The following is an 11,716-nucleotide window of genomic DNA, read 5'->3' as shown; positions in this document are numbered from 1 at the left end:
AATTTCGCCTATTGTCAATAGTTTTTTATATTTTTTGTTTCTATCTTGGCTCGTTTTCCTAACTTATTGACATTGCCGCCAGGGGGTCATTGCGCCCTGGCGGAGAACCGAGGGTAGGTCCATTGTGAACCAACCAGAAGAGCCCACTCTAAGTGAGAGTTTAGAACAGAGAAAAAATGCCCATTATATTTACAATAAACTGACCTCTTTTGTAATTGCTCTCTGAAAGAAACGCTGGACAGCTTCTCTGTCCTTGGTCTGCCCCAAGCACCACATCAGCTTTGTCACAACTGCCTCATAAGTCATGTCATGTACAGGGATACCGCCACACTCCAATATTCTTTGCCCAGTTTCATTCACGTTCAGATTGCTACCTTCGTACCGGCATTGACTCCCCACCAAAATTGGGAGGCCGCACTGCGAAGCTCGGCGGATCTCTGCGGTAAAATCGCTTTTCAAAAATGGTACTCCACCCAATCCAAAACCTTCGATATAAATACCTTCATATCCTTGCTCGTGTAAAAAGCGGAAAATATCTGGAGCCATGCCAGGGAACAGCTTCAAAACAGCAATGCGGTCTGAATACGTTGCCCGTACCTGAAAAGGCAACTCAGAGGTCTGCGTCTGTTCAAGATAGAGTTGCAAGCCAAAGGCATTTACTTCCCCAATATAAGGATAGTTTATACTTTCGAAGGCATTGAAACTAACTGTCCGCACTTTTGATGTTCTGCATCCTAGCATAATCTTCCGATCAAAAGCGACAAACACACCGCCGTATCCGCTGGCCGCCATCTGCAAAGCGCAACGAAGATTATCTGCAGCATCCGACATCGGAACCCCCAAGGGCACTTGACTCCCTGTTACTACCACCGGAATGGGAATATTCTGCAACATAAAGGACAGCATAGAGGACGTATAAGCCAAGGTATCCGTCCCGTGTATAAGGACAACACCATCATAGACACCAATCTTTTCACCAATGCGCAGAGCCAGTCTTTGCCAATCGTCAGGGGTGATGTTGGAGCTATCCAAAGAGCAGTAGTCCTCTGTCACAATAGATAATGCTGAATCAAATTCCCCGATCAGGTTGCAGATATCATCGCAGGTCAGTTCCGGAGACAGTCCGTGATCCTTGTAACGGGACGAAAATGTACCGCCAGTATTGATTAGGAAAATGTTTTTCATCACTGCTCACTCCTAGCAATCGGTGTTTGTCAGGCCGATATCTCTCGCCTGGAAAAACGGTTCATTTGTTGTCTTTCTTGCCTCGTGTAGTTATGCTGTGTAGTGATAATGATCTTGCACGGGGCAAAAATTGCCAGAATATTGACAATCGGCACCAACACCATCAAAATATCTGTCATGTTCTAGGCCATCTCAAAGCCCATATGGGTTCCAATAAAAATAATCACCACTGAAATCATCTGTGCCATACCCTGTATCTAGCTCTGCTTCCAGACCATTTTCCATAAACTTGGTAATAGTCTCCTTGAACAGATTCTGAATGTCTTTTATGCTACCGACATTTTCCATTTACAGCAGTTCCCGGATTTCTCTCGACAGGCTTTTTCCTCCAGCATGCGATTCTTTCTGGTCATATCTGAAACCTTCAATGTAGTGTTCCTATTCTACAACTCTTTGGAGATTTGCACAAACTTTAGACAGTCTTTGCCTCAGCAACTATCTTTGCATCTATTCTATCACATTCTTTACTGGAAGCCCCTGCATCCCAAGGATTTTTAGCATGTTAAAGGTTTCGAAGTAACTTCTATTTATACTCAGGACGGAGGATTCCGCCTGCGGCCAAGATTGCCTGCTTCGCCAAAATCTCCATCGGGTCAATGACCGGCAATCTACTATGAATATGGTACTCCGAAAACGCCAGAGGCAATTCTGTACAGCCGAGAATCACGGTCTGCGCTCCGTTCTCTTTCATATGTTCCACGATACGTTCCACCGGCGCTGTATACCACTCATCAGTCCCCGACTTCACGCCCTGATAAATTAGATTCATCACCTCCTTCTGTTCTGGGGCATCGGGAAGAATTAGTTCCAGACCGTATCGTTTAAATTCTCTCTCATATATGCCAGTGCGTATCGTACCATCGGTAGCTAGTAGGCCTGCACGGCAAAATCCTTGCCGTTTCGTTTCCTTCGCCGTCTCCCAGATCATATTCAGGAACGGAACATGTACAAACCGGCAAATCTCCGGATAAAAATAATGTGCGGTATTACAACTCATGATCAGGATATCTGCTCCGCTTTGCTCCAAACAGAGCGCCGAACGCACCATTTCCGGGACCGGATTATCTCCTTCATGCAGGATTGCATCAGTCCGGTCTGGGATCTTAGTGTTGTTGTCTATCAGGATATGGAGATGCCCCATATCCGTCTCGCTTCGCGTCATTGAAACGATCCTGTGAAAGAGCTGTACAGTCGCCATCGGACCCATGCCACCGATGATTCCAAGCGTCTTATTGCCATCGGTTTCTGTCATCATACACCTATCCCCCTCTATATTTGCCAACATCTTATAACTGACCGCCATATAAGTCAATCAAGCCGCTATAGAAATAATTTCTAATCGCTATTCAAATAAAGGGAGGTTCGACCGAACCCGATCATTCTTATTTCGTACGTTTGGTTCATCTAAGGTACTGTACTTTGAAACTCCTACCTATCTGTATGCTCTCACATCAGCATATTCCAATCTATCATATTTTCTTAAGAACAGTCCATTTCTTTCATATATTTTGGGATACTGTCCATAAAAATTTTACAATGCACCGCCGATGTTATTTGCAGAGCCAATAGTTGTTATGAGAAATATTCATAGCATCACGGTAACTGTCCTATCATAGATACAAATTCCCCCGCCAGTGTACTCAGATTATATGAGCTATGCTTGATCCACCCGATCTCTGACTGTATCTCGGTCCCAGTGAGAAGAAACATATGTGTGTCATCACTTGGGATGTTCCCAAATCTATTGTCCAGATGCTCGTACACATTATGGAAATCCGAGCTAAGATAGTATGCGTCTGTTTGATCCAGTGTATCATAAATGACTGCGCGGGATGAGGTAACAATGCAATTCGGGGACACAGCCAAGCCAAGCCGATCCAGGATGTCCGAATAAGGTCCGCAATCCATATAGTCGTGCATCACTATTGGGTATCCCGCCAGTTCTTCAGCGGAAATGGAATCCTGTTCCAAGGTATAGAGCGGACTACCTCTCCCTACCAAAACACACAGCGGTTTTTTCACCATCGAAAAAAACTGTAGTGATTTCGCCTCAAACTGTTTATAATACAGCGGTTTGTAGCAGGACCAGAATCGGATCACACCGATCTCTACTAGCTTATCCGATACCATATCCAGCGCATCATCGCCGACACAATCAAAGTTCTCGATCCGGATCCCTATTGACCTGTATTTCTGATAAATCTGGGCCAGCACGCTGCTAACAAAGCGAAAGCCGTTGCTGGCCACTTTCAAAGAGAGCATGTGTTGCGCAGCATTCCCCTTGCGCAAACTATACAGCTGATTTATCTGTAACTGGATGGGTCTTACATAAGAAATAAACGTACGTCCAAAGGGAGTAAGCGCCACGCCTCTGCTGTTACGAATGAAAATGTCCTGCCCAAACTCCTGTTCCAGCGCTTTAATGGACAGCGAGAGGGCCGATTGGGACAAAAACAGATTGTTTGCCGCTTGATTAATTGATTTTGCCTTCTCGACCTCCAGAACATGCCGTACCTGTTCAAACGTCATAGAGCAACCCCCGTTTCGATTCTATAGGATATACCAATCTTATACGTAGAATGGCTGTTATATAAATAATATATTAACTGTTTCATTTGTCAAGTGATATACTTGTCCCAGAAAACGGTTATGCGGCCGCAGACCGTCTCTAAGCACCCGTCATGTTTATTGACACACCATTTTATTCCAAGATAGAAAAATAGGAGGGCAATTGTGCAAATTCAAATTATAGACTGGGTACTTATCGGTTTCTATATGATTTTTATGATCGTGATTGGTGCCTACTTCAAGACATCCAATAGTATGTCAGACTACGCTGTCGCGGATAAGAAACTTGGACTTTCCGTACTTGTCGCGACCCTCTTGGCCACCGGAATAGGCGGCGGTGTTCTCACTGGCTCCACCGGCAACGCCTTTGCCCAAGGTGTCGTAGAGATTCCCAAACTGGCGGTTCTGTTTTGCATCAATATTTTTACGGCACTTTTTCTAGCAAAGAAGATGAGAAATATTGGTGGCTTCACTGCCCCTGAAATGCTGGGCCGTGTTTACGGACGTCATTGTCAGGCGCTGGGTGGTCTATTCTGTGCCATTTATCTGATTGGAACCGGCCCCGCCATGCAGTCCATCGCCCTGGGTACCTGCCTGCATCTGATGCTCGGCATTGATATGAAGGTCGGAATGATCATCGGAATGATCATTATCCTACTCTACACACTCTCCAGCGGTATGTGGGGTGTAGCAATGACAGACTATGTCCAGTTCGTCTTTTTGACCCTAGGTGTCGTGATTGCCGCCGGTAGTGCTTTTTACCGTGCCGGTGGCTGGGAGGGGATCGTTGCCGCAGCACCGGCTTCCCATTTTGAAGTGGACCTCTCCAGTGCGGTAAAGATTGTGTGTGCCACCGCTCTGCCGACCCTGATCGACGGAAACCGCTATTCCCGCTTCTTTTCCGCCAAGGACGCCAAGACCGCTCGTTTGAGCACTCTGATCGTTGCATTCCCCTGGCTAATTATTGCCTTTATGTCTATGATCATGGGATTGTCCGCCGTAGTTCTGCTTCCGGCCAATACTGCTAAGGATATGGTGTTCGCCACGCTTTTGACCACCTTCCTGCCAACAGGCATTCGGGGCGTGTGTGTGGCCGCACTGATGGCAGCTATCATGTCCACGGCCGATTCTTACATGTTGACCGGTGCTACCAATATTTCTGTCGATATCTACAAAAATCTGATTAACCCTAACGCCACCGACAAGCAGATGGTCATGGTAACGAAGGCGTCCGTTCTTGCCATTGGCCTTATGGGCCTTGGATTCGCCATTCTGGTCCCCGATATCATGTCCGTCTGGACTCTCAGTTCCACCGCTTATGTAGGTGGCTGCCTGGTTCCCATGTTGTACGGTCTGTTCTCCAAGCGGAAGAAGTCCTATACCGCCGCTCTTATCGCTATCATCATCGGTGGTTCCTTTGCCGTTTGCTGCGAGATCATGGGCTTTGTCTGGTTCAATCTTCCGCCCATCGTCTACGGGATCCTGATCAGTGCTCTGTTGATGCTGATCATCACCCCCTTTGCAAAAGACGCCAGAGAGATCAACCTCAGTCAGAATCAGTCCTGACCCACGAAAGGAATGTAAGAAAATGGATATTTTAGTGTATACCTGTCTTGCGGTCCTCAGCGGTTTCATTATCTGGATGATCTTCCAGTTCATCAAAGAGTGGCCGAATTATTCTCGAAAGAAATAAAAAAGCAAGCCTGGGGGGTGGAACGTCACCCAGGCTTACGCAAAGGAGGAGCCTATGACAACACGTTTGGAAGGAATAAAAGAGGAGTGTCTCCAGGACAGCTGGGTCATTCTTTACACCTTTATTGCAAAGGAACTGACCGAGCGTCGTGGAAGCGACGGCGAACAGATCCTTCGCGAGGCTGTTCGCCGTTATGGCTGCGATCGCGGTCTGACCAATCAAAAGCGGCTACTGGATCACAACATTAAAATCAACCTGCTCACCCTGTTCAACGAGGGGAGGGATCGCCCCGGCGAGCCGCGTTTCACGTCCTGCACAATTCGGAACACGCGGGAAGAGAGAATCAGCGAAACCCTCATCTGTTCTTTTGCCGACGTATGGAAAAAGTATGACGCAAAGTGGCTGGGACGGATTTACTGCGAGGAATTTCACCTTGCCTGCTACGAGGCATTTTCCTTCGGAAAGGCTAAGATCAATCTGACCCGCAGTTTAACGCAGGACGGGGATGATCGCTGCCGTTTCTATCACACATACCGTCCGGAAAATCTGAGCGACCAGGAACGGAAACTCAGCTTCGAGGAATTTGATCCCGGATATGAGCCGCCGACCGAAAAAATGCCAAAGCCTCAAGGAAAAAGCGGGTTTAATATGTTGTGGATCAAGATGTATTACTATCTGCTTGAGTGCTCTGTGGAAGCGCTGGGGGACGAGGAAGGACGCGCCCTGGTGGCCGCCGGCCTGCGCCGTGCCGCCAAGGCTCAGGCGGAGGAATTTCTCAGCCGCGCGGCCGCGACCGAACAGCTCATAGACGAACAGTTTATGGAGGACCATCTGCCCATCTCCCTGGACTATGACTCCGAACCTCTCTGGGCACAGTACGATCGTTACGGAGCCAAACAGCTTTTACGGGACTGCTTTGGAAATACTTTGCTGAAAGGGGTTGGTCTAACATGACGCATCAGACATCTATTGAAACCACGTCATTTGCGGAACTCTATCGTTCCATTGCCTCCGCTTTGGTCACACAGTATGGTTTTCAAGGGAAGAAAACACTGCGTCGATGCATTCGGCATTACGGCACCCGGCTTGGTCAGCTCCGCAGAGAGCTGCTGATTCGTGCCGGGCAGAAAACTAATCTGAAGTATGTTTTCGACTGTGGCTGGGGCATTCCCTGCGGCAACGGTGCTGTCCGGGAGTGGACTGAACGGAGCGAACAGCAGATACGGGTCAATGTTCTCTCCTGTCCCTTTGCTCGGGTCTGGCTGGAGACAGACCACGAACTGGGCCACGCCTTTTGTGAGGAGTTTTACCCCGCCTATGTCAAGGCTACGACCGATCCCGCCACTCAGGTCAACGTGGGAAAGACGCTTTTGAACGAAGGCGATGAGTTTTGTCAGTTCTCCTGCTATCTTCGGCCATCCAATTTGGATCCGCAGCGGCGGCAGGTCTGCTTTGCCGAGCATGATCCCTTGTATCAGGACCGACCCTGGAGCGACACCTCTCTGGGGGACGCTCAGCGGTGTGCTCTGTTCCTTGAATGCATACAACAGATTCTTCATGAAGATGGTCTCACTCTGGACCTGACAGGGGGTATTTAATGAATCGCAAACCTATTATCTGTATGACAACGGCTACCGACACTGCGCCAGACTCTTTGACTCGTCTGGTGACATATCGGAATTACGCACATGCCTTTATTGATCAAGGCGCGATTGTACTTTGCGTCTGCGATGCGGATCCTGACAGTGCCCGGCAGCTATGCGAAGTCTGTGACGGCCTATTTTTGACCGGTGGGGTAGATGTATCTCCTTCACTGTACCATACAGAGATCCAGTCGTACTGCGGAGCTACAGACCCCTGGCGGGACCAGGTTGAGTCCGTTTACATCAAGACCTTTTTGCAGGCAGGAAAACCCATATTCGGGATCTGCCGCGGCTTTCAGATGTTGAACGTCATGCTTGGAGGTTCGCTCTATCAGGACATTCCGTCCGAAATGGGTCTGCAACACACATATAACAGTGTCCACTCAGTTACCCTGTCAGGCGGCTCCGTGCTGGACACACTCTTTGGTTCCTGTATCTGTGTCAACAGCTTTCACCATCAGGCGATCCGGACACTGGCCCCCGACTTGATTCCATTGGCTTTTTCGGAAGATGGGGCGATCGTGGAAGCATTTCATCACACCGTACTGCCCATCCTAGCAGTACAATGGCATCCAGAGCGTATGACAGGAGAGGAACGGATGACGCCAGAGGGGCCTGATATGGCACCTTTGTTCCATCATTTCATCTCTCTATGCACCAAGAAAGAATCCACATTTCTATGAAAAGCATCTGGAATCTGGAACAGTAAAATCTTCAAGACAGCTGGACCCAGTAAATCTCGCCAGAACACTTACCGAAGACGGAGACGACTACTGTGATTTCCATGTTGTCCTCCGTAAGGCTAATGTTCCCAAGGAGCTAAAGCCGCAGTGCTTTTCGGAATTCGATCCCAGCTATAAAAAACCTGACATTTCCGGTGCGCCGGTAGATGGAAAAAGTGGCTTTTCATCTTTGTGCATTCGCGTCTATTATTACATACTTGAGGTCCTGCTGGAGCGATGCCCGGAACAGGCGGTCAGTATCATGACGGATGCACTGCACGTTTGGATCCAGGATACCGTGGAACGACTCCGGCAACAAGCGAAAGAATTAAATCAGCCGCTCGATATTTCATTTGCGGATCGCCACTTCCCATTGTATATGAATATTGATGAAGACACACTATGGCCGGAATATCCTAATTACGGGGCAAAAGAGTTGTTAAAGCAAGAGTTTTTTAATCCGCTGTTCAAAAAATTGAATTTAAGCTAAAGTTGACTCCCAGAGAGGCAAATTATTCTCTGCCCCTCTGGGAATTTTCAAAATAATATTTCAAGTATAAATAAAATATTTTGCTGCAAACGCTGTATGGAAAGTACCTTCTGGGATGAATCCAGATATCTTGCAAATGAAATAAAGAGGAGACAGCATTATGAAACAGTACCAGGAAATGACCCGCGAGGAACTGCAGACCCAGCGTGAGCTTCTGGAACAGACCTATTCTCAACTTCAGGCCAAGGGCCTCAAGCTGAACATGGCACGGGGCAAACCGGGGGCCGATCAGCTTGAGCTGTCCCGTCCTCTGCTGGACGTGCTCAGTTCTCGGAGCGACTGCATCACCGAAAGCGGCGTGGACTGCCGCAACTACGGCGAGCTGCTGGGCATCCCGGAGGCCCGGAACCTCTTTGCCGACTACATGGGCGTCTCCCCTGAGGAGACCATTGTGGTGGGCTCTGCTTCCCTCACCTTTATGTACGACTGCATGGCCCGGGCCATGCTGCTGGGCGTACTGGGGGGCGAGAAGCCATGGAGTAAGTATGACAAGGTCAAATTCCTTTGCCCCGTTCCCGGCTACGACCGCCACTTCACCATCTGCGAAACTCTGGGCATCGAGATGATCAATATTCCCCTCACCGAGTGGGGCCCGGACATGGACTTGGTAGAGAAGCTGACAGCAGAGGACGAGACTGTCAAAGGTATCTGGTGCGTGCCCAAGTATACCAACCCTCTGGGCGGCTCCTACTCCGATGAGGCGGTGCGCCGCCTGGCCATCCTGAAACCTGCCGCCAAAGACTTCCGTATCTTCTGGGATAACGCCTACGCCGTCCACTATGTCTACAAGGACACCCCTGTCCTCAATATTCTGGAGGAATGCAAAAAGGCGGGCAATCCAGACATGGTCTATATGTTCGGCTCCACCTCTAAAATTACCTTCCCCGGAGCGGGCGTAGCCTTCTTTGCCGCCTCCAGGGCCAATGTGGACTTCTTTGCCAAGCAGCTGGACGCCCAGGCTATCAGCTGGGACAAGATGAATATGCTCCGCCATGTGCGTTACTTTAAGGATGTGGCTGGGATTAGGGCCCAGATGGACAAGCACGCCGCCCTCCTGCGCCCCAAATTTGATGCAGTGCTCTCCACCCTGGAGGCCGAGCTGGGTGGCACGGGAGCGGGCTCCTGGGTCAAGCCCAAGGGCGGCTATTTTGTCACTTACATGGCCATGCCCGGCTGCGCCAGTCGGATTGTCTCCCTATGCAAAGAGGCCGGCGTGGTCCTCACCGGCGCCGGTGCTACCCACCCTTACCACAAGGACCCTGACGACAGCTATATCCGCATTGCCCCCTCCTTTCCTTCCCCCAATGAGCTGGCCACCGCCATGGAGGTTTTCTGTATCACCGCCAGACTGGCCACCGTGGAAAAATTGTTGTTATAATCTTTTCAACCATATAATTTTACATTTTGAAGCAGTCAATGCAATAGGCTTTCGATCTATATTGAATTGCGCTATTTGTGATAAATGAGTGATCGCTCTGTGACAGTATGGTGAAAGGTCGGTGGTAAAGTTTCTTTATAGAAAAAGAAAGGACAACCACCATGGGTTACATTTATTTTTTTCGCTTAAAGCATACATTATCAATAGATAAACGCGCCATCCCAGAACTTGGGATGGCGCGTTTTGTGCATTCGACAAAATATATTCTTTTTCACGTTGAGCAATTCTCTGAAATAATGGCCGCTATCATCAGGACATCCTTACCAGTTCCCTCTAGTTAGCGATATTTTATCAAGGCATGGCAACATCCCAAGGCGTGTGGGATATTGTCATGCCTTAACTTTTTATGTAAGCAGCTACCGCGCCCGCGCACCCCCGTTTCTGACAGTTATCTATTCAAAAAAGTCAGAAACGGAGGAATTACAAGTGCGAAAAAGATACTTTAGGATGAAAGACCCCAAATGCAGACCAGAAGAAATCGAGTGGATTGAAATGACCGGCAGGGAATTTTATTGTTTTGTTCATTCTCCAGAGGGACAGAACCGTCATTTTATTGATATGTGTGTCTCTTCCGGATACGGAAAATTCCGGTTGGCTCACTTCTTGAACGACCACGGTATCCGAAACCGCAAAGGCGAAACCTGGCACGACGCTACCATCGGTGCAATTCTTCATAATCCGCTGTATAAAGGAATTTTGCGCAGTGGGGAGACATACTCCGAGCCCTTCGAGGAGCTGCAGATTATTAAGCCAGAATTCTTTGATATGGCTCAGGCCCTGATGAACGAGCGGACCAATGAGCAAAAAGAATACCGGACCATGCCTTTGAACACCACAGGCCAGTCCCTGCTCTCCGGCAATGTGTTCTGCGGACACTGCGGCGGGAGGCTAACACTGACGACCAATGGGAAGGTGTACCGCCAGGCGGACGGGACCTGTCTGAAAAAGAAGCGCATCCGCTATGTCTGCTACAATAAGACCCGTCACCGTGTGGAGTGCGATGGCCAGACTGGGTATACGATGCACATCTTGGATGATATTATTGCAGACATCCTGCACCAGGTCTTCGACAAGATGAAAAGCGCCACCAGCGACATGATTATCGGAAGCGCCTGTCAGAAGCAAATGACCCTGCTCCATGGCGACCTGAAACGGGCGAGAGCTGAAAATACCAAGGCAAATGCGGAGTATGAATCACTAAAGGCTGAGGTACTGAAAGCGGTTCAAGGGAAAAGTGCTTTGCCAGTGGATGTACTTAACGAACTTCTGGACGAGATACGCCAGCGTGTACTGGATACCAGCCACAAAGTCAGTGAGTTGACGTCAGAACTGGAAAGCAGAAATGCTAAGACAGCGGAGATGAAAGCAGAATTTGAGCGGATCGCCACCTGGTCCGAAATCTTCGACGGCAGCGACATTGCGACTCAAAAAATGATTTGTGGCTATATCATCAAGAAGGTCACTGTTCGTCGCAATTACCAGTTGTCGGTGGAGTTCAACATCAATGTTGAGCAGTTCTTGAACGGCATTGACAGCATGGTACAGTCAAACAGTTGCGAGTTGGCAGTAGCTAAGTAACTTGACATACTCTTTCAGTTGAAATATACTTTCCTGCGTAATAATGAACATTTTCGGAGAAATTAGGCCGAGTGCAAAAACAAGCGCTCTCCTGCATCTCTGGGGGTGTTCACCGGATGATGCGGGAGAGCGCTTGAATGGCATTCAAGAGGTCAGCGGTTCGATCCCGCTTATCTCCACCACTTTACAACTGAATATCGACGTGGGGGTATAGCTCAGCTGGGAGAGCGCCTGAATGGCATTCAGGAGGTCAGCGGTTCGATCCCGCTTATCTCCACC

General features: G+C 48.8%; 11 protein-coding genes and 2 tRNA genes. 9 read left to right on the top strand and 4 right to left on the bottom strand.

Annotated elements, in window-relative coordinates; translation table 11 throughout:
- Positions 1-189: 189 nt before the first annotated feature.
- The 4 genes from NFS22_RS22155 to NFS22_RS22140 all read right to left on the bottom strand — a co-directional run bounded on the left by NFS22_RS22155 (position 190) and on the right by NFS22_RS22140 (position 3,774).
- Positions 190-1,185 (bottom strand): asparaginase, encoded by a 996-nt coding sequence (locus NFS22_RS22155; protein WP_251319840.1) that lies wholly within the window; start codon positions 1,183-1,185, stop codon positions 190-192.
- Positions 1,186-1,377: 192 nt separating this feature from the next.
- Positions 1,378-1,533 (bottom strand): hypothetical protein, encoded by a 156-nt coding sequence (locus NFS22_RS22150; protein WP_251319839.1) that lies wholly within the window; start codon positions 1,531-1,533, stop codon positions 1,378-1,380.
- Positions 1,534-1,768: 235 nt separating this feature from the next.
- Positions 1,769-2,500 (bottom strand): cysteate racemase, encoded by a 732-nt coding sequence (cuyB, locus tag NFS22_RS22145; RefSeq protein WP_251319838.1) that lies wholly within the window; start codon positions 2,498-2,500, stop codon positions 1,769-1,771.
- 338 nt (positions 2,501-2,838) lie between these two features.
- Positions 2,839-3,774 carry a LysR family transcriptional regulator gene (locus NFS22_RS22140; RefSeq protein WP_251319837.1) on the bottom strand — a complete coding sequence of 312 codons (936 nt, stop codon included), beginning with the start codon at positions 3,772-3,774 and terminating at the stop codon, positions 2,839-2,841.
- A gap of 204 nt (positions 3,775-3,978) precedes the next feature.
- Here NFS22_RS22140 and NFS22_RS22135 point away from each other — a divergent pair, with 204 nt between their 5' ends.
- The 9 genes from NFS22_RS22135 (at position 3,979) to NFS22_RS22095 (ending at position 11,714) form a co-directional block, all read left to right on the top strand.
- Positions 3,979-5,379, top strand: a complete 1,401-nt coding sequence (locus NFS22_RS22135; RefSeq protein WP_251319836.1) for a sodium:solute symporter family protein — start codon at positions 3,979-3,981, stop codon at positions 5,377-5,379.
- Positions 5,380-5,560: 181 nt separating this feature from the next.
- The gene (locus NFS22_RS22130) at positions 5,561-6,460 is read left to right on the top strand and encodes an L-2-amino-thiazoline-4-carboxylic acid hydrolase (RefSeq protein ID WP_251319835.1); all 900 of its coding nucleotides are present in this window, start codon (positions 5,561-5,563) and stop codon (positions 6,458-6,460) included.
- Positions 6,457-7,104 (top strand): L-2-amino-thiazoline-4-carboxylic acid hydrolase, encoded by a 648-nt coding sequence (locus NFS22_RS22125; RefSeq protein WP_251319834.1) that lies wholly within the window; start codon positions 6,457-6,459, stop codon positions 7,102-7,104. Before NFS22_RS22130 ends, NFS22_RS22125 begins: the two co-directional genes overlap by 4 nt.
- A complete protein-coding gene (locus NFS22_RS22120) occupies positions 7,104-7,832 on the top strand; it encodes a gamma-glutamyl-gamma-aminobutyrate hydrolase family protein (protein ID WP_251319833.1) in 729 nt (242 codons plus the stop codon). Before NFS22_RS22125 ends, NFS22_RS22120 begins: the two co-directional genes overlap by 1 nt.
- Before the next feature lie 301 nt (positions 7,833-8,133).
- Positions 8,134-8,361 (top strand): hypothetical protein, encoded by a 228-nt coding sequence (locus tag NFS22_RS22115; protein WP_251319832.1) that lies wholly within the window; start codon positions 8,134-8,136, stop codon positions 8,359-8,361.
- 160 nt (positions 8,362-8,521) lie between these two features.
- On the top strand, positions 8,522-9,799 hold the full coding sequence (locus NFS22_RS22110; RefSeq protein ID WP_251319831.1) for an aspartate aminotransferase type Ic: 1,278 nt from the start codon (positions 8,522-8,524) through the stop codon (positions 9,797-9,799).
- A gap of 507 nt (positions 9,800-10,306) precedes the next feature.
- Entirely contained in the window at positions 10,307-11,437 is a 1,131-nt protein-coding gene (locus NFS22_RS22105; RefSeq protein ID WP_338148055.1) for a recombinase family protein, read from the top strand.
- Positions 11,438-11,538: 101 nt separating this feature from the next.
- Positions 11,539-11,619, top strand: a tRNA-Ala gene (locus NFS22_RS22100).
- Between the two features lie 22 nt (positions 11,620-11,641).
- A tRNA-Ala gene (locus NFS22_RS22095) sits at positions 11,642-11,714 on the top strand.
- Positions 11,715-11,716 lie beyond the last annotated feature (2 nt).

It is taken from the genome of Flintibacter muris, assembly GCF_943192995.1.
GTDB classification, from domain to species: Bacteria; Bacillota; Clostridia; order Oscillospirales; family Oscillospiraceae; genus Lawsonibacter; species Lawsonibacter muris.
This window is presented reverse-complemented; position numbering and strand designations above follow the sequence as displayed.